At 72.7% G+C, this 17,352-nt stretch carries 15 protein-coding genes; 8 read left to right on the top strand and 7 right to left on the bottom strand.

Annotated elements, in window-relative coordinates; translation table 11 throughout:
• Positions 1-76: 76 nt before the first annotated feature.
• Positions 77-3,034, top strand: coding sequence for a BTAD domain-containing putative transcriptional regulator (locus OG885_RS25965; RefSeq protein ID WP_405735550.1), 2,958 nt, complete (start codon positions 77-79; stop codon positions 3,032-3,034).
• A 221-nt stretch (positions 3,035-3,255) separates the two neighbouring features.
• Positions 3,256-3,456 carry a hypothetical protein gene (locus OG885_RS25960; protein WP_405735548.1) on the top strand — a complete coding sequence of 67 codons (201 nt, stop codon included), beginning with the start codon at positions 3,256-3,258 and terminating at the stop codon, positions 3,454-3,456.
• A gap of 97 nt (positions 3,457-3,553) precedes the next feature.
• On the opposite strand, the gene OG885_RS25955 is transcribed toward OG885_RS25960, so the two are convergent.
• Positions 3,554-5,131 (bottom strand): FadD3 family acyl-CoA ligase, encoded by a 1,578-nt coding sequence (locus OG885_RS25955; RefSeq protein WP_405735546.1) that lies wholly within the window; start codon positions 5,129-5,131, stop codon positions 3,554-3,556.
• A gap of 93 nt (positions 5,132-5,224) precedes the next feature.
• Between OG885_RS25955 and OG885_RS25950 the strand changes: the two genes are divergently transcribed.
• From OG885_RS25950 to OG885_RS25940, 3 genes are read left to right on the top strand one after another with little or no spacing between them, the layout of a single operon-like run.
• The gene (locus OG885_RS25950; protein WP_405735544.1) at positions 5,225-6,379 is read left to right on the top strand and encodes a lipid-transfer protein; all 1,155 of its coding nucleotides are present in this window, start codon (positions 5,225-5,227) and stop codon (positions 6,377-6,379) included.
• 2 nt (positions 6,380-6,381) lie between these two features.
• Positions 6,382-6,801 carry a Zn-ribbon domain-containing OB-fold protein gene (locus OG885_RS25945; protein ID WP_405735542.1) on the top strand — a complete coding sequence of 140 codons (420 nt, stop codon included), beginning with the start codon at positions 6,382-6,384 and terminating at the stop codon, positions 6,799-6,801.
• Entirely contained in the window at positions 6,798-7,568 is a 771-nt protein-coding gene (locus OG885_RS25940) for an enoyl-CoA hydratase/isomerase family protein (protein ID WP_405735540.1), read from the top strand. The genes OG885_RS25945 and OG885_RS25940 overlap by 4 nt, the downstream gene beginning before the upstream one ends.
• Here OG885_RS25940 and OG885_RS25935 read toward each other — a convergent pair.
• The 3 genes from OG885_RS25935 to OG885_RS25925 form a co-directional block, all read right to left on the bottom strand.
• Positions 7,555-8,052, bottom strand: coding sequence for a hypothetical protein (locus OG885_RS25935; RefSeq protein ID WP_405735538.1), 498 nt, complete (start codon positions 8,050-8,052; stop codon positions 7,555-7,557). The two genes, OG885_RS25940 and OG885_RS25935, sit on opposite strands and share 14 nt — an antisense overlap.
• 194 nt (positions 8,053-8,246) lie before the next feature.
• Positions 8,247-10,601: a PQQ-binding-like beta-propeller repeat protein gene (locus OG885_RS25930; protein ID WP_405735536.1), complete on the bottom strand. Its 2,355-nt coding sequence runs from the start codon at positions 10,599-10,601 to the stop codon at positions 8,247-8,249.
• 169 nt (positions 10,602-10,770) lie between these two features.
• Complete coding sequence (locus OG885_RS25925) at positions 10,771-11,517, bottom strand: VOC family protein (protein ID WP_405735534.1); 747 nt, start codon at positions 11,515-11,517, stop codon at positions 10,771-10,773.
• Between the two features lie 135 nt (positions 11,518-11,652).
• Here OG885_RS25925 and OG885_RS25920 point away from each other — a divergent pair, with 135 nt between their 5' ends.
• A complete protein-coding gene (locus tag OG885_RS25920; protein WP_405742878.1) occupies positions 11,653-12,288 on the top strand; it encodes a TetR family transcriptional regulator in 636 nt (211 codons plus the stop codon).
• 94 nt (positions 12,289-12,382) lie between these two features.
• Here OG885_RS25920 and OG885_RS25915 read toward each other — a convergent pair whose 3' ends face one another.
• Entirely contained in the window at positions 12,383-12,850 is a 468-nt protein-coding gene (locus OG885_RS25915; RefSeq protein WP_399960926.1) for a nitroreductase family deazaflavin-dependent oxidoreductase, read from the bottom strand.
• Positions 12,847-14,022 carry an acyl-CoA dehydrogenase family protein gene (locus OG885_RS25910; protein WP_405742877.1) on the bottom strand — a complete coding sequence of 392 codons (1,176 nt, stop codon included), beginning with the start codon at positions 14,020-14,022 and terminating at the stop codon, positions 12,847-12,849. The genes OG885_RS25915 and OG885_RS25910 overlap by 4 nt, the downstream gene beginning before the upstream one ends.
• A gap of 98 nt (positions 14,023-14,120) precedes the next feature.
• Between OG885_RS25910 and OG885_RS25905 the strand changes: the two genes are divergently transcribed.
• Positions 14,121-15,272 (top strand): thiolase C-terminal domain-containing protein, encoded by a 1,152-nt coding sequence (locus tag OG885_RS25905; protein ID WP_405742875.1) that lies wholly within the window; start codon positions 14,121-14,123, stop codon positions 15,270-15,272.
• Between the two features lie 4 nt (positions 15,273-15,276).
• On the opposite strand, the gene OG885_RS25900 is transcribed toward OG885_RS25905, so the two are convergent.
• Entirely contained in the window at positions 15,277-16,608 is a 1,332-nt protein-coding gene (locus tag OG885_RS25900) for a hypothetical protein (RefSeq protein WP_405735532.1), read from the bottom strand.
• A 72-nt stretch (positions 16,609-16,680) separates the two neighbouring features.
• Between OG885_RS25900 and OG885_RS25895 the strand changes: the two genes are divergently transcribed.
• On the top strand, positions 16,681-17,349 hold the full coding sequence (locus OG885_RS25895) for a pyridoxal 5'-phosphate synthase (RefSeq protein ID WP_405735530.1): 669 nt from the start codon (positions 16,681-16,683) through the stop codon (positions 17,347-17,349).
• Positions 17,350-17,352: the final 3 nt, after the last annotated feature.

Below are 17,352 nucleotides of genomic sequence, written 5' to 3'. Positions count from 1 at the left end.
CGGGGTTGCCCACTGTGTCTGGCGAGGTTGCTCACTGTGTCTGCCCGGGTTGCTCACTGTGTCTGAGGGGACGGCGATGGACGGTGTACCGCGGGTGCCGGAGCAGCGGCGCCCCGGCTCCGCGACGGAGCCCATACCGCTGCTGCGCTTCAGCGTGCTCGGGCCGGTGCGCGCCTGGCGCGGCGACGAGCCCTTGGCCATGGGCTCCCCGCAGCAACGGGCCCTGCTCGCGGCCCTGCTGCTGCGGGAGGGCCGTACGGCCACCGCGGCCGAGCTGATCGACGCCCTGTGGGGCGAGGAGCCCCCGTCGCAGGCGCTGGCGGCGGTACGGACGTACGCCTCCCGGCTGCGCAAGGTCCTCGACCCCGGCGTCCTGGCCAGCGACGCGGGCGGCTACGCCATCCGCTCCCTCGGCGAGGGCGCGCTGGACGTCACCGTGGCCCAGGAGTGGGCGGCGGAGGCGGAGAAGGCGCGGGGCGCCGGGGATCTGTGCCACGCCCGTGAGGTGCTGGGCCGCGCCCTGGCGCTGTGGGACGGCGAGGTGCTGGCGGGCGTACCGGGCCCGTACGCGGCCTCGCAGCGCGTCCGCCTGGAGGAGTGGCGGCTCCAACTCCTGGAATCCCGCCTCGACATGGACCTGGAACAGGGCTGCCACGCCGAGGCGGTCTCGGAACTCACCGCCCTGACCGCGGCGCACCCGCTGCGTGAACGCCTGCGCGAGCTGCTGATGCTGGCGCTGTACCGCAGCGGCCGCCAGGCGGAGGCCCTCGCCGTGTACGCGGACACGCGGCGCCTGCTCGCCGACGAGCTGGGCGTGGACCCGCGGCCCGGGCTGAAGGAGCTCCAGCAGCGCATCCTCCAGGCCGACCCGGGCCTCGCGGAACCGTCGTCCCCGAGGGCGGAGCCCGCCGCCACCCCGGTCCGTCCGGCACAACTCCCCGCGACCGTCCCCGACTTCACCGGGCGCGCCTCCTTCGTCGCCGAGCTGGGCGACGTCCTGGCCTCCTCCGAGGGCCGGGTGATGGCCGTGTCGGCGCTGGCCGGCATCGGGGGCGTGGGCAAGACGACCCTGGCGGTGCACGTCGCCCACCAGGCCCGGTCCGCCTTCCCCGACGGCCAGTTGTACGTGGACCTCCAGGGCGCGGGCCAGCGTGCCGCGGAGCCGGAGACGGTCCTGGGCGCGTTCCTGCGGGCGTTGGGCACCGCGGACTCGGCGATCCCCGACTCCCTGGAGGAGCGTGCGGCGCTGTACCGCTCGGTCCTGGACGGCAGACGGGTGCTGGTCCTGCTGGACAACGCGCGGGACGCGGCACAGGTGCGCCCGCTGCTGCCCGGCACGGAGGGCTGCGCGGCGCTGGTGACGTCCCGCGTGCGGATGGTGGACCTCGCGGGCGCCCATCTCGTCGACCTGGACGTGATGTCCCCCGACGAGGCGCTCCAGCTCTTCATCCGGATCGTCGGCGAGGAGCGGGTGGCCTCGGAGCGGGAGGCTGCGCTGGACGTGGTCGCGGCGTGCGGTTTCCTGCCGCTGGCGATCCGTATCGCCGCGTCGCGGCTGGCGGCCCGCCGTACATGGACGGTGTCGGTGCTGGCGGCGAAGCTCGCGGACGAACGCCGCAGGCTGGACGAGCTCCAGGCCGGCGACCTCGCGGTCAAGGCGACCTTCGAGCTCGGCTACGGCGCCCTGGAGCCCGCCCAGGCCCGCGCGTTCCGCCTGCTCGGCCTGGCGGACGGCCCGGACATCTCCCTCGCCGCCGCGGCGGCGATGCTGAACCTGGGCGTCGAGGACACCGAGGACGTGCTCGAGTCCCTGGTCGACACGTCCCTCCTGGAGTCGGCGGCACCCGGCCGGTACCGGTTCCATGACCTGGTACGGCTCTACGCGCGTGCGTGCGCCGAACGGGACGAGTGGCCGCCGCAGGAGCGGGGGGCGGCGCTCTCGCGGCTCCTGGACTTCTATCTGGCGACGGTCGGCGGTGTGTACCTGATCGAGCGGCCCGGGGACCGGCTGGTGGACCATCTGGAGCCGGCGGGATATCCGGGGCTGGTCTTCTCGGACCGGCACGCGGCACAGGACTGGCTGTACGCGGAGGCGGTGCCGCTGCTCGCGTGCGTACGGCAGTCCGCGCGGCCGGAGACCCTGCGTCGCGCGGTCGACGTCCTGTGGGCGGCCGTCGACCTGGCGGAATCGGGGGCCAACTCCAAGGAGTACGAGGCGGTCGCGGCGCTGCTGCGGGACGTGGCGCGCTCCGAGGACGACTCCCGCGCGGAGGCGCGCTCCCTGATCGCGCTCGCCTTCATGCACCAGGTCTCCGACAGCAGGTTCGACGCGGCCCTCCAAGAGGCGGCCCGCGCCTCGGAGTTGGCTCAGGCGGCGGCCGATCCGCTCACCGGGTGCTGGGCGTCCAACATCAGCGGGGCGGTCGCGCACTACCAGAACCGGCACGAGGCGAGCGAGGAGCATCTCACCTTCGCCATCGAGGGGTTCCGGGCGCTGGGTGACCGCGCGGGCGAGGCCAGCGCCCTCTGCAACCTGTCGCGCATCCACCTCGTCACCGGGCGCACGGAGAGCGCGGTGGCGCTGGCCCAGCAGGGCGCGGCGATGTACGACGACCTGGGGCACGCGCTGCGCGGGGCCAACGGCCGCTACGCGCTGGGCCTTGCGCTCAAGCAGAGCGGGAAGCTGACCGAGGCCACCGAGTGCCTGAACCAGGCCCTCCAGGTGTTCCGGGAGAGCCGCCAGCGCCTGTGGGAGGGCATGACGCTGTTCCGGCTCGCCGAGCTGGACCTCGCGGCCAGGCGCCCCGCCCAGGCCGCGGCCAACGCCGAGATGGCGCTGACGCTGGTGCGTGACATCGGTGGCGAGTGGCGCCGCGGCAACGTCCTCACGATCCTCGGGCGTGCCCTCGGCGGCATCGGTCAGCCGGGCCGGGCCCAGGTCTGCTGGCGGGACGCTCTGGCGATCTTCGAGACACTGGGCGTACCCGAGGCGGCCGAGGTCAGGGGCCTGCTGAGCCCGGCGGCCGTGGCCTGAGGCGGTCCGACCGGCCGGCCGGCCGGGCGCGTTCATCATTCGTTTATCGCCGTCCGACACTCTCACCTGTGTCGGGCCGTCGCGTCGGGGGGCAGACGGAGCGACACCGGGCCGGACCTCTAGGGTGAACCGGCCCAGCTGGATCCGCCCGGAAACACTCGGGGGAGTCGCCGGGCGGATCCGGCCCATCAACGCACCGCACTGTCAGGGGAGCCAGCACCATGAGCGACGAGACCAGCACCGACAACGTCCACATCACGGACGAGCCCACGGGCGACGCGACGACGGACAACGTCCACATCACCGACGAGCCCATCGCCGTCAAGAACGTGCACATCACCAGCGACCCGCTGAAGCTCAGCGCCAAGGACAGCGGTGAGGCCACCACGGACAACGTCCACATCACGGACAACCCGGCCTGACCCACACGAACCTTTTCCCACACGGGGATCGGCCGCGGCGGCGCGGAGGGGGAGCCGCCGCGGCCGATGCATGTCCGCGACGGTGACGTCGGCCGGCTCAGCCGGCCGACGTCCGCCGCAACTCCCCCTTCACCACCTTGCCGCTCGCGTTGCGCGGCAGCTCCCCCACGAACTCCACCGCTCTCGGCACCTTGTAGTTGGCCATCTCGCGGCGTGCCCAGGCGATCAGGTCGTCGCCGGTCAGTACGGCGCCCTCGCGGCGGACCACGTACGCCTTGCCGACCTCGCCCAGCCGGGCGTCCGGTACGCCGATCACCGCGACGTCGGTGACGTCCGGGTGCAGGCCGAGGAGTTGCTCTATCTCCGCCGGGTACGCGTTGAAGCCGCCGACGATGAACATGTCCTTGAGGCGGTCGGTGATGCGGAGGTTCCCGGCGGGGTCGAGGACACCCACGTCGCCCGTGCGCAGCCAGCCGTCCAAAGTCAGCGTCTCCGCCGTCGCCGCCTCGTCCTCGAAGTAGCCGCGCATGACGTTGAAGCCGCGGACCAGGACCTCGCCGGGTGCGCCGAGCGGTGCCTCGACGCGGACCTCCGTACCCGGGATCGCGCGGCCCGAGGTCGAGGCGATCACCGACGGCGGGTCGCCGCGCCGGCACATCGTGACGATGCCGCTCGCCTCCGAGAGGCCGTACGCGGTCAGCACGGTCGCCACCCCGAGCTCGTCCCGCAGGCGTTCGACCAGGGTCAGGGGGACGACCGCGGCGCCCGTCACCACCAGGCGCAGGGCCGAGAGGTCGTACGACGTCCTCGCCGGGTGGTCGAGGAGGGACTGGAGCAGGGTGGGCGGGCCCGGCAGGACCGAGACCCCCTCCGACGCCACGTTCGCCAGCACCGTGTCCACGTTGAACACCGGCTGCGGGATCATCGTCGCGCCCCGCATCAGAGAGGCGATCACACCCGCCTTGTAGCCGAAGGTGTGGAAGAAGGGGTTCACGATGAGGTAGCGGTCGCCCTGCCTCAACCCCGCGAGGTCGCTCCAGATCTCGTACGCCCGCAGCGTCTGCGCGTGCGTGATCACCGCGCCCTTGGGGCGGCCCGTCGTACCGGACGTGAAGACGATGTCCGACGCGCACGACCCGTCCACCCGCGCCGAACGCTCCCTCACCTCCGCCGACCCCACCCCCTCCCCGCTCGCCAGGAAGTCCTTCCAGGTGCGGTACTCCGCCGGGGCGTCGTCCGAGAGGACCACCACCTGTTCCAGGGAGCCGCCCAGCGCAGGCAGTCCCTCCCCCACCGCCCGCCGCAGCGAGGCCACGTACGACGTCCCCAGGAACGTCCCCGTCACGAACAGCAGCCGCGCCCCGCTGCGGCGCAGCACGTCCGCCGCCTCCGCGCCCTTGAAGCGGGTGTTGAGGGGGACGAGGACCGCGCCCGCCGACACCGCGCCGAGCGCCGCCACGATCCAGTCGAGGCTGTTCGGCGCCCAGATCGCGACCCGGTCGCCGGGTTCGACGCCGTTCGCGAGACAGGCCGCCGCGGCGCGCTCGACGCGGGCGCCCAACTCGGCGTACGACACCCGCGTACGGCCCTCCACCACCGCCTCGACGTCCGGGTACCGCTCCACCGCGGACCGGACGAGTCCCGGAATGCCGCCCCACTCCAGATCACCGCGCATCGCACGCCTCCCAACCCCGGAGCTGACTACCCGTCAGATTAGCTGTACCCTGACGGCCTGTCAGCAGCCCTTCAGCAGTGTGGAGGTGTGCGCATGGCCGGGATCAAGGACGCCACCGCGATCGTCGGGATAGGACAGACCGCCTTCGCCAAGCAACTCCCCGAGGACGAACGCACCCTCGCCTGCCGTGCCGTGGTCGCCGCCCTCGACGACGCCGGCATCGCCCCCGGCGAGGTCGACGCCCTCGCCTCCTTCACCATGGAGGAGACGGACGAGGTCGAGCTCGCGAAGGCCGTCGGGTTCGGGGATCTCACCTACTTCAGCCGGGTCGGCTACGGGGGCGGCGGCTCCTGCGCCACCGTCGCGCATCTCGCCGCCGCCATCGCCGCCGGTCAGGCCACGGTCGGCGTCGCCTGGCGGTCACGCAAGCGGGGCAGCGGGCCCCGGCCCTGGCGCAACACCGTCACCCAGCTCCCCACCCCCGCCCAGTGGACCCGGCCCTTCGGGCTGCTCCGGCCGGTCGACGAGATCGCCATGCTGACGCGCCGCTATCTGCACGAGTACGGGGCGACCCGCGACCATCTCTTCAACGTCGCCCTCGCCTGCCGGAACAGGGCCAACCAGAATCCGGCGGCCGTCATGTACGAGCGGCCCCTCACCCGCGAGATGTACATGACCGCCCGCTGGATCAGCGAGCCGCTCTGCCTCTTCGACAACTGCCTGGAGACGGACGGGGCGTTGGCGTGTGTCGTGGTCAGCCGGGAGCGCGCGGCCGACTGCCGCAGACCTCCCGTCTACGTCCACTCCGCCGCCCAGGGCCTGCCCGCCCAGCATCACGGCATGGTCAACTACTGGAACGACGACCCCCTCACCGGACCGGCCTGGGCAGCCGCCCGACACCTGTGGAAACACGCCGACTTCACCCCCGATGACATCGACGTCGCCCAGATCTACGACGCGTTCACCGCGCTCATCCCGCTCTCCCTTGAGGGGTACGGGTTCTGCGGGCGGGGCGAGGGCGGCGCGTTCACCGAGCAGGGGGCGCTGGAGAGCGGGGGCCGGCTGCCGATCAACACCGGTGGCGGCGGGCTCAGCGAGGCCTACGTCCATGGCTTCAACCTCATCAACGAAGGGGTGAAGCAGCTCAGAGGGACCAGTACCGCCCAGGTGCCGGGCGCCGCCACCTGTCTGGTCACCGCCGGTGAGGGCGTCCCGACCTCGGCCCTGCTGCTGACGAACAGGAGCTGACCATGCTGTCCCCCGCCATCGACCCCGAGGGCGCCCCCTTCTGGCAGTACGCCGCCCGGGGCGAACTCCGGGTCCAGGCCTGCGCCGACTGCGGCGAACTCCGCTTCCCGCCCCGCCCCTGCTGTCCCCACTGCCAGTCCTTCGGCACCGAGTGGCGGCGGATGTCCGGGCAGGGACGGGTGTGGTCGTACGTCGTCCCCCATCCGCCGCTGCTGCCGGACTACGCCGCACAGGCGCCGTACAACGTGATCGTCGTCGAGCTCGACGAGGCGCCGCGGATCCGGCTGGTCGGCAACCTGGTCACCGAGCCCGGGGCCCGGCTGGACTCGCTGCCGGTCGAGCGCCTGCGCATCGGCGCCCGGGTGCGGTTCGTGACCGACCCCGGGACCGGGCTGCCGCAGTGGGTCCTGGAGCGGCCATGAGCCTTCGGGTCAGCACCGACAAGGACACGGGTGTCGCCGTCGTCACCCTCGACCGGCCGGAGCGTCTCAACGCCGTCGACCTGGAGCTGAGGGACGAACTCCGGGCGACCTGGCGCGCGTTGCGGTTCGACGACTCCGTGCGGGCCGTCGTCCTCACCGGCGCCGGAGAGCGCGCGTTCTGCACCGGGCTCGACCGGGACGCGGAGGTCCCGCAGCCCACCTCCCCCTACATGGCCGACGATCCGCTGCTGCGGGTCGGCCCCAAGTCCAACGACCTCTGGAAACCCGTCGTCGCCGCCGTGCGGGGCATGGCCTGCGGGGGCGCGTTCTATCTGCTCGGCGAGAGCGAGTTCGTCGTCGCCGATCCGGACGCCACCTTCTTCGACCCGCACACCACCTACGGCATGGTCAGCGCGTACGAGTCGGTGCTCATGGCGCAGCGGATGCCGTACGGGGAGGTCGCCCGGATGATGCTGATGGGGACGGCGGAGCGGATGTCCGCGCGGCGGGCGTACGACATCGGGCTCGTCTCCGAACTCAGCGGCCCGGGTGAGGTGTTGAGTGTCGCCGTCGCCCGTGCCGCCGTCATCGCGGGGCAGCCGACGGCCGGGGTGCAGGGCACCGTCCGGGCCCTGTGGGCGGCCCGGGAGGCGGCACTCACCGCCGGTTTCGCGCAGGCGCCGCACCTGATCGCGCTGGGCAACCTGCCCGGGGACCGGCAGGCGGAGCTGTTCTCCGCCCGCCGGCCGGAGTTCAGGACGCGCTGACGGCCTGCGCCTCGGACAGCTCGCAGGTGCCGTCGGTGGCGGTCGCCGCGGCCGCGGTGACCAGGACGGAGTCGGAGGCGCCCGGGGCGACACCGAAGAGGCCGCTGTGCTCGGTCGCCACCGCGGTGCCGGAGGCGTCCTTGAAGACGACCTCGACCATGTAGTCGTACGTCGTGGTCGTGCTGCTGTTGAGGGCGCGGACATCGGCGACCAGACCCTGGTCCTCGACCCGGCACTCCTTGATCGTCACGTCCTGGGTCGACTGGCCCAGCGTGCTCTCGGAGACGCCGCCCGAGCCCGACCCCGAGACGGAGTCGTCATCGTCGTCGTAGTGGGTGCTGCCGCCGCCCGTCGAACTGTGCGAGGAGCTGTCGGAGTTGGAGCTGTGACCCGAGCATCCGCCGCCGGACGAGTGCCGGGCACCGGTCAGCGCGACCACCACTCCGACGAAGACGGCCACCGCGCGGACATGGCGAAGCTTCACCACTGATCCCCCGTAAGAAGTAAAAAGGCATGAACACGTCACGCTAACAGCCGTCGCATGGCGCCCCTGACGCCCCGGGCGTAGCGTCGGGTGTGAGAGCCGTGGAGGAAGCGTGACCGCGCGCTCCCGTCGAGTCGACGGCCGCCGTCCGGAACCCCTTCCAAGCGCTCGGTACGACGGCCGTCACCAGCCGACTACGCGGTTCTGGCCGTCCCCGTGCCCTTCTCCGCGTCCAGCGCGTACACACAGCGGTCCTTGCTGCACGCGTACACGACGCCGTCCTTGACCACCGGGGCGCCGGTGATCTCGCCGCCGGTCGCCAGCTTCCAGCGCAGCCGGCCGTCGTCGGCCTTCAGGGTGTAGAGCAGGTGGTCGGTGGAGCCGAAGTGGATCCGGCCCTCGGCGACCGCGGGGGCGCCCACGATGTCGCCACCCGCCTGGAAGCGCCACTTGGGCGTGCCGGTCACCGCGTCCAGCGTGTACAGCCCCTTGCCGCTGCCCACATGGACATGGCCCGCCGCGACCAGCACCGGCTCGATGGAGGACCGTGCCTCGGTGGCGATGCGCCAGCGGTCGCGACCGTCGGCGGCGTCGAGGGCGTAGACCGTGCCGAGGTAGTCGGCCAGGTAGACCCCGCCGCCGGTGACCGCGGGGCCCGGCACGAAGGTGGGCGCGCACAGGAACACGGCCGGCGCCTCGAAGTGCCACTTCACATGGCCGCTCGCCACGTCCAGCGCGAGGACGCGGGTGCCGGCGGCGACGTACACATAGCCGTCCGGTGCCTGCGAGACCCGTACCGGCACCCCGCCGCAGGAGGCCGCGTCACCGATCGGGTACGACCAGCGCTCGTCGCCGGTGCGGGCGTCCAGGGCGCGCAGCCGGGCGTCCTGCCAGACGTAGACCGTGCCCTCGTGCAGGGCCGGGCCCGCCTCGGGGGACTCGAAGTCGGTCTGGGCGCCGGTGAGCTCCCAGAGTTTCCGGCCGTTGGTGGCCTCCCAGGCCTGGACGCCGCCGCCCCGGGTGCCGGTGACGACTGTGCCCCGGTCGGCCTTGAGCGAGTACACCCAGGCGTCCGTCTGGAGCCGCCACAGGTCGCCGCCCTCGCGGGCCTCCAGGGCGAACAGGGTGGGGCCGTCCGAGGCGTGGATACGGCCGTCCGCGACCGCCATCGACCAGGCGACGTCCCGCGTCTTGAAGCTGCGCCGGCCGGTCGCCACGTCCAGGGCGTGCACCTCGAAGGAGGTGACGTAGACGAGGTCACCGGCGACGGACGGGGTGCCCCACACGTCGTTGGACATACGGAAACGCCAGGGCCGCCAGCCGGAGGCCGTCTCGGGGGCCAGGGGAGGCGGAGAGGGTACGGCGGGGTCGGCGCCGTTGACCCCGGGGCGCGGCTTGGACCAGCTGGCGACCAGGCCCGCCTCGGGCGGCGGTGCCTTCACGGCGGCGGCGCGGGCGTCGGCGACGCGCGGGCCGGGGCCGATGGGCACCGGGGCGCCCGCGAGGCGTACCGGGCCGGTGTCGGGGGCGCCGACGGGGACCCGGGCCGGGACGGCCGGCGCGTGCGAGGGCGGCGGCGGAGCGGGGGCGATCCGGCCGGGGGCCTCACGGCCGCCTCCGCTGCGTCCGCCCGGACCCGGCTTCACGGCCGGGCGGCCGTTGCGGCGGGCCTCGATCAGGCCGACCGCCCGCTCGGGCAGCCAGGCCGAGGCCGTGCCGCTGTCGTCGGAGCCGGAGCCGAAGAGATGGGGGGCCAGCTGGGCCTGGAGGTCGGCCGGGTTGGGCCGGCCGGTGGCCTCCATCTGCATACAGGACTCGATGAGCGGGCGCAGCTCGTCGGGGAGGCCTTCGAGGTCCGGGCCCTCGCGCAGCAGCATGAAGACCGTCTCGACCGGGTTGGCGCCGTGGAAGGGCGGGTGGCCGGTGGCGGCGAAGACCAGCATCGAGCCGAGCGAGAAGACATCGCTCGCGCCGGTGACCGAGCGCGAGTCCTTGGCCTGCTCGGGCGACATATAGGCGGGGGTGCCGACGGCGACGTTCGTCATCGTCAGACGTGTGTTCGATACACCGGAGGCGATACCGAAGTCGATCACCCGGGGGCCGTCCTCGACGACGAGGACGTTGGAGGGCTTGAGGTCACGGTGGACCAGCCCCGCGCCGTGGATCGACTGGAGCGCCTCCGCGACGCCCGCCGCGAGCCAGCGCACCGCCTGGGCCGGCATCGGCCCGCACTCGTTCACTATCTCTTCGAGGGAGGGCGCGGGGACGTACGCGGTGGCCAGCCACGGCACGGCCGCGCGCGGGTCGGCGTCGACCACGGCCGCCGTGTAGAAGCCGGAGACGGCCCGGGCCGCCTCGACCTCGCGCGTGAAGCGGACGCGGAAGAGCTGGTCCTCGGCGAGCTCCGTCCGGACCGTCTTGATCGCCACGCGCCGGCCGGACGCCGAGCGCGCGAGATAGACCAGCCCCATGCCACCGGCGCCCAGCCGTCCCAGCACCTCGAACGGCCCGATCCGCCGCGGATCGTGCTGCGTCAGCTGATCCACCACTTGCCTGCCACCTCCCCGTACGGGCCACGTCACATCCTTATGTACGCGACCCCGTGCAGCGTCTCACCACCGCACCGCCATGGCGGCACGCACCCTGATTCTTCCTGGCCGGAGGCCTGGTGGCGAACCCGGGTGCAGATCGGGATGTCTCATCCCAAAACGGCAGCCCTCACCGGCCGGACTCCCGGGGCGGGCGCTCCAGCAGTGCGAAGGACGCCCCCTGATTGTCGGTGACGACGGCCGCTCTGCCGTAGGACGTCTCGAAAGGTGGCGCCTGGACCCGCCCGCCGAGCCGGTTCACCGTCCCGAGGGCGGCCTCGCAGTCCGCGACCTGGAAGTGGACGAGGAAGTGCGGCGGCATCTCGGCCGGGAAGACGTCGGAGACGGGGGCGCGACCGAAGTCGGGCACGGCGTCCGGCCCGAACAGGGCGTCGTGGAAGAGCCCGCCGTAGAAGGTGTTGGCGGCCTCGGTGTCGCGGGAGTACAGCTCCGCCCAGCCGAAGGTGCCCACCTCGTGCCGGACGCCGAAACCGCTGTGGCTCTCCGGCTCCCACAGGCCGAAGACGGCGCCGTCCGGGTCGGTGACCAGGGCGCTGGTGCCGAGGTCGCCGACCGGCATGGGGGCGGTGACGACCTGTCCGCCGGCCGCCCAGACCCGGTCGGCCAGGCCCTCGATGTCGGGGGTGGCGAAGTACACCGTCCACACGGTGGGCATCCGCCCGTCCGTCTTGTGCGCGAGCGCGGCGACCGGCTCGCCCTCGTGCAGGGCCCACACGGCCCCGCCGTAGCGCTGCTCCTCGAAGCTCCACCCGAAGAGCTCGCCGTAGAACCGCTTGCCCGCCTCGACGTCGGGAAGCTGCGCGTCCACCCAGCACGGGACGCCCTCTCCGTACGCGGATGCCCTGTTTTCGGCCATACCGCCAAACTAACGGCGACTCACGCACCCCGCAGGACCAGGCACACCCGTCTCCCGAAGCCCGTGCACCCCATTTGCAGTCGGCCGAATCGCGCTCCGATCACCCCTCGGTAAGCTGACGGCATGACAGGACAAGTGCGTACCGTCGACGGCCGCGTGGCCGGCCGGCGTGGGCAGGCGACCCGGCAGAAGCTGCTCGACTGCCTCAGCGAGATGCTCAGCTCCTCCCCTTACCGGGACGTCAAAGTCATCGATGTCGCCCGGAAGGCGGGGACTTCGCCCGCCACCTTCTACCAGTACTTCCCGGACGTCGAGGGCGCCGTCCTGGAGATCGCCGAGCAAATGGCCACCGAGGGCGGGCAGTTGACCGCTCTACTGGAGGGCCGGTCGTGGGTCGGCAAGGCCGGCTGGACGACCGCGCAGGAACTCGTGGACGGGTTCCTGGAGTTCTGGCGCAAGAACGACGCCATCCTCAGGGTCGTCGATCTCGGTGCCGCCGAGGGCGACAAACGGTTCTACAAACTCCGTATGAAGATCCTGAACTCGGTGAACAACTCCCTGACCGATTCGGTGGCCGAGTTGCAGTCCAAGGGCAAGGTCGACAAGGACGTGAACCCGGCGGCGGTCGCCGGTTCACTGGTCGCGATGCTCGCGGCCGTCGCCTCGCACCAGAAGGGCTTCCAGACCTGGGGCGTCAAACAGGCCGAACTCAAGCCGAACCTGGCGCTGTTGGTCCACCTGGGCGTGACCGGAAAGAAGCCCACCAAGTAGGACCGAGGGTTTTTTCAGGCACCAAGTCCTGTCTGGCGGGCGGTGGTTCACAGGGGTGAGCCACCGCCTGCCGTGTGCCTCCACTTGGCTGTGACTACCGGCGAGTGATCCGGAAGACCCGTATCTCGCGCTCCACCCGGGCCTGATACGTGGCGTACGGCGGCCAGAACGCCAGCAGCCGCTTCCATACGGCCGCCCGTTCCTCCCCCGCCAGCAGCCGGGCCCGCACCGGGATGTCCGTGCCCTTCCAGCTGATGTCGGCGTCCGGGTGGGCGAGGAGGTTGGCGGTCCAGGCGGGGTGGCCGGGGCGGCCGAAGTTGGAGCCGATGAGGATCCAGGTGCCGTCCGCCTCGGGCATGCAGGCGAGCGGGGAGCGGCGGGCCTGGCCGCTGCGGGCGCCCGTCGAGGTGAGGATGACTCCGGGCAGCATCTGGGCGCTGAGGATGACCCTGCCCCGGGTGAGCCGGTGGACGGCCCGGTCGAGGGCGGGGATGACATGCGGGGCGACCTTGGCGAACCCTCGCGTGGACGAAATGCGCTGCACCGTCTTCTCGCCGATCACACCGGCACCTCCGTCGCCGTGAACAGTGCCGCCGCGTCGGCGGCGTGCGCCCGCAGCCGGTGGACCGGCCCGAACAGCAGCTCGTCCCCGGCGGCCCGCTTGAAGTACAGCTGGACGTCGTGCTCCCAGGTGAACCCGATGCCGCCGTGGAGCTGGATCGCCTCACCCGCGGAGCTTCTGAGCGCCTCCAGGCCCTGCGCGAGGGCGAGCCCGCCGACGCGTTCCTCGTGGGCGGTGGCCCAGGCCGCGTAGTACGCCGCCGACCGGGCGGCCTGCACCTGCACATACACATCGGCCAGCCGGTGCTTGACCGCCTGGAAGGACCCGATCGCCCGGCCGAACTGCTCGCGCTGCTTCACGTACTCGACGGTCCGCTCCAGCACCCGGTCCGCGGCGCCGACGGCCTCGCAGGCGAGGACGGCGGCGGCGGCGTCCCCGACCCGGGCCAGCGCGCCGGGCACGTCCGCGTCCTCCTGGTCGCCGAGCGGCTCGGCTTCGACGTGCCGGAACTGGAGGCGGCCGAGCGCGCGCGTCGCGTCGAGTGCCGTCTGCCGGGTGCGGACGAGCCCGTCGGCGTCCCCGGCGACGAGGAAGAGGAGGGTGCGGGAGCGGGCGAAGCCGCCGGTGTGCGCGGCGACCAGCAGCAGCCCCGCGCGGTGCCCGTCGGGCACCGGCGCGACCTCCCCGTACAGCGTCCAGCCCGTCCCCGCCCGCCGCGCCTGCACGCCCCCGGCGCGTCCGCCGCCCGCCCAGTCCCCGTGGTTGTCGCCGGTGAGGGCGAGGCCCGCGGCGGGGGCGGCGAGGGCGGCGGTCAGGGTGCCGGAGGCGATCCGGGGGAGGAGGTCGGCACGCTGGGCCTCGGTGCCGAGGGCCAGGATCAGCGGGGCGACGAGCACGGCGGTGGCGAGCAGCGGGGAGGGCGCCAGTACGCGGCCCACCTCCTCGGCCGCGAGGGCGAGTTCGGTGGCCGAGCAGCCGACGCCGCCGTACGCCTCGGGCAGGGCGAGTCCTGGCAGGCCGAGCTGTTCGGAGAGGGCGGCCCACAGGGCCGGGTCATGGCCGGCGGAGGTGTCGACGGCGGTCCGCAGCTCCTGTGCCCCGCAGCGCTTGTGCAGGAGTTCGCGCAGGGTGCGGCGGATCTCGTCCTGTTCGGCGGTGAAGCCGGCGTCCATGGCGACCCCTTCCCTCCGGATCTGACGGTCCGTCATATTAGGAGGGGTGGGTCGATAAGCACAGAGCGAGGGAGAGGTCATTCATGGCTGCCTCATTCATGAGGGCCGGCACCCGGAAGGTCGCCGTGGTCGGCGTCGCCCTCTCCGACTGCGGCCGGGTGGACGACACGACGCCCTACACCCTGCACGCCCAGGCGGCCCGCCGCGCGCTGGCGGACTCGGGCCTTGAGAGGTCGGTGGTGGACGGGTTCGCGTCGGCGGGCACGGGGGTGCTGGCGCCGGTGGAGGTGGCCGAGTACCTGGGCCTGCGCCCCACCTGGGTCGACTCCACGTCGGTCGGCGGCTCGACCTGGGAGGTGATGGCGGCCCACGCGGCGGACGCGATAGCCGCCGGGCACGCCAACGCCGTGCTGCTGGTCTACGGCTCGACGGCGAGGGCGGACATCAGGGCGGGCCGCCGGACCGGCAACCTCTCGTACGGCGCCCGGGGCCCGCTCCAGTTCGAGGTCCCCTACGGCCACACCCTGATCGCCAAGTACGCGATGGCGGCCCGCCGCCACATGATCGAACACGGCACGACCGTCGAGCAGTTGGCGGAGGTGGCGGTCCAGGCGCGGGAGAGCGCGGCCCGGAACCCGGAGGCGATGTTCCGCGACCCGATCACAGTGGACGACGTCCTGTCCGGCCCGATGATCGCAGACCCCTTCACCAAGCTCCACTGCTGCCTGCGCTCCGACGGCGGCGCGGCGGTGCTGCTGGCGGCGGAGGAGTACGTACCGGACAGCCGGGCGGCCCCCGTCTGGATCCTCGGCACCGGGGAGCACGTCTCCCACGCCACGATGTCCGAGTGGCCGGACTTCACGGTCTCCCCGGCGGCGGTGAGCGGCCGTCTGGCGTTCGAGCGGGCGGGAGTGCGGCCGGGCGAGATCGAACTGGCGGAGATCTACGACGCGTTCACCTATATGACGCTGGTGACGCTGGAGGACCTCGGCTTCTGCAAGAAGGGCGAAGGCGGGGCCTACGTCCAGGCGCGGGAGCTTCCCGTGAACACGGACGGGGGTGGACTGTCGGCCCAGCATCCGGGGATGCGGGGGTTGTTCCTGCTGGTGGAGGCGGTACGACAGCTCCGGGGTGAGGCGGGCGAACGGCAAGTCCTGCGGAGGAACGGGGACGTGCCGCAACTGGCGGTGGCGTCCGGCACCGGGGGCTGGTTCTGCTCGTCGGGGACGGTGGTGCTGGGGCGGGGGTGAACCGTCATCCCGACACCCTGATCACGGCCGTGTCATTGCCCGCGTCCGGGTCGCGGCGGCCCACGTCCCAGGAGCTGAACGGCTTCTTGTTCTCCAGCGTCAGCGTGCCCTCGCCCGGTTCACCGAGGACCATCGTGAACTCCAGGGCCTGGCTCTCCCCCGGCTTGAGGGCCTTCACGTCACAGGTGTAGGTGAAGCCGTTGCTCTCGCAGTACGGCTCGTAGACGCCGTCGTCGTACTCCGTCATGGGCTGCTTCCGCATCGTCATGCCGAGCGGCGGCTCGAAGAGGAGGCGGACCGGGGAGCCGACGTCCGCGGGGCCGTTGTTGTGGACCTCGATCTCGAAGGTCTTCTCGTCGCCGGGGTCGCCCTCGAGGTCCACCGCGGAGACCTCGTAGTCGGCGTAGGTGTCGAGGATGACGTTGGTGGAGCCGCCGCCCGCCACGAAGGTGCCGCCCGGGTGCTTGCCGGCCGGCTGCGGCTCCAGGGCCGGGCCTTCCCCGTGGTCGCCGCCCTCGTGGACCGCGGCGTAATGCCCTGGACCCATGTCCAGTGCCCAGACGTCCTTGCCGTAGGAGGTGTACATCTGCGTCTCGGGCGTGCGGATGCGCAGGGCGGGGCTGAGGGTGACCGTCTCGCCGGGGTCGATCGTCAGGTGCGGGAACTCGCAGACCGCGAGGCTCCCCTTCTGCGGGTCCGGGTAACGGCAGTTGGCATAGCGTGTGTCGAACTCCGTTCCGCTGACGCCCAGTTCGAGGCCCAGGCCGCGTGCCGGGACCTCGCCCGTGTTGCGGACCACGATCGGCTCGGTGAGCCGGGAGCCGGGGCGGACGTCGTCCACCGACTCCGGTGTCACCGCCTCCAGGACCGGCTCACCGACGACGAAGCGGGTCCGCGCGGCCAGCTTCTTGCCGCCCTTGGTCGTGTACCTGTACGTCACCACGGCCGAGTCACCGGCCTTCGCGCCCTTGGCGGCCACCACCTTGGCGCGGGGCGCGTCGGCCCAGTTGCTGTAGTCGCCGTCGACCTCGCAGGTGACGTGCGCCGAACTGCCGGTGCAGCCCCCGTACTTGCGGATCACCACCGTGTCCTCGGCACCCTCGGGCACGTCCGCGGTGAGCGTGCGCGCACCGGGGCCGCCGGTGTCCCGGGCCACCAGGGAGTACGGCATCTTGTCGTGCGGGCCCGCCTTGTCGCCCGGTGGGCGGAGGTAGAAGATCCCGGGGGCGGTGAGGGACGGGGACGTGTCGTCCCCGGTTCCGGCGCAGGCGGTGAGGGACGCGAGGAGGAGGACGGACGCGGCGCCGAGCGCCGTACCGGACATGCGTTGCACCATCGTCTCCCCTGCCCCAGTGGTCCCAGGCCCCAGGAAACACCCCCGCACCGCCCCGCAGGCGAGAATCGGGGCATGGAAACCCCGGATCTTCACGAGTCGCTGAGGTCGCTGCGGGTGTGGGACCCGGAGGTCACCACACTGCCGGACTTCGACCCGGCCTCCGCGCCCCCGGCGCCCCTGGCCCTGTTCACCAGCTGGTTCACGGAGGCGGTGGCGGCCGGGCAGAGCGAACCGCACACCATGTCCCTCGCGACCTCGGACGCGGCGGGCCACCCGGACGTACGGACCGTGATGCTGCACGGCGCCGACGCGGACGGGTGGGCCTTCGCCAGCCACTCCCACAGCCGCAAGGGCGGACACCTGGCGGCCCGGCCGTACGCCGCTCTCGGCTTCTACTGGCCGGTGCTCGGCCGTCAGGTACGGGTGCGGGGGCCGGTGACCGCCGCGCCCTCCGCCGAGGGGCAGGCGGATCTGCACGCCCGGTCGACCGGCGCGCTCGCCGCCGCGCTCACCGGACGGCAGAGCGAGGTCCTGGGCTCGGTGGCGGAGCTGGCGCGCGCCTCGCGGGCGGCCTGGGAGCGGGCGCAGCGGGAGCCGGACGCCCCTGTGGCGTCCTGGACGCTGTACCGGCTCGTCCCCGAGGAGGTGGAGTTCTTCCAGGGGGACGCCCGGCGGCAGCACGTACGGCTCCGTTACGGCCGTACCGCGGACGGCTGGACGCGGGAGCTGCTCTGGCCCTGAGGC

Source organism: Streptomyces sp. NBC_00028 (assembly GCF_045041065.1).
GTDB lineage: Bacteria > Actinomycetota > Actinomycetes > Streptomycetales > Streptomycetaceae > Streptomyces.
This window is presented reverse-complemented; position numbering and strand designations above follow the sequence as displayed.

What these genes read in the sequence shown, in the direction of transcription:
- OG885_RS25965 (WP_405735550.1), top strand. Translation starts at nt 77, where the DNA reads ATGGACGGTGTACCGCGGGTGCCGGAGCAGCGGCGCCCCGGCTCCGCG.
- OG885_RS25960 (WP_405735548.1), top strand. Translation starts at nt 3,256, where the DNA reads ATGAGCGACGAGACCAGCACCGACAACGTCCACATCACGGACGAGCCC.
- OG885_RS25955 (WP_405735546.1), bottom strand. Translation starts at nt 5,131, where the DNA reads ATGCGCGGTGATCTGGAGTGGGGCGGCATTCCGGGACTCGTCCGGTCC.
- OG885_RS25950 (WP_405735544.1), top strand. Translation starts at nt 5,225, where the DNA reads ATGGCCGGGATCAAGGACGCCACCGCGATCGTCGGGATAGGACAGACC.
- OG885_RS25945 (WP_405735542.1), top strand. Translation starts at nt 6,382, where the DNA reads ATGCTGTCCCCCGCCATCGACCCCGAGGGCGCCCCCTTCTGGCAGTAC.
- OG885_RS25940 (WP_405735540.1), top strand. Translation starts at nt 6,798, where the DNA reads ATGAGCCTTCGGGTCAGCACCGACAAGGACACGGGTGTCGCCGTCGTC.
- OG885_RS25925 (WP_405735534.1), bottom strand. Translation starts at nt 11,517, where the DNA reads ATGGCCGAAAACAGGGCATCCGCGTACGGAGAGGGCGTCCCGTGCTGG.
- OG885_RS25910 (WP_405742877.1), bottom strand. Translation starts at nt 14,022, where the DNA reads ATGGACGCCGGCTTCACCGCCGAACAGGACGAGATCCGCCGCACCCTG.
- OG885_RS25905 (WP_405742875.1), top strand. Translation starts at nt 14,121, where the DNA reads ATGAGGGCCGGCACCCGGAAGGTCGCCGTGGTCGGCGTCGCCCTCTCC.
- OG885_RS25900 (WP_405735532.1), bottom strand. Translation starts at nt 16,608, where the DNA reads ATGGTGCAACGCATGTCCGGTACGGCGCTCGGCGCCGCGTCCGTCCTC.
- OG885_RS25895 (WP_405735530.1), top strand. Translation starts at nt 16,681, where the DNA reads ATGGAAACCCCGGATCTTCACGAGTCGCTGAGGTCGCTGCGGGTGTGG.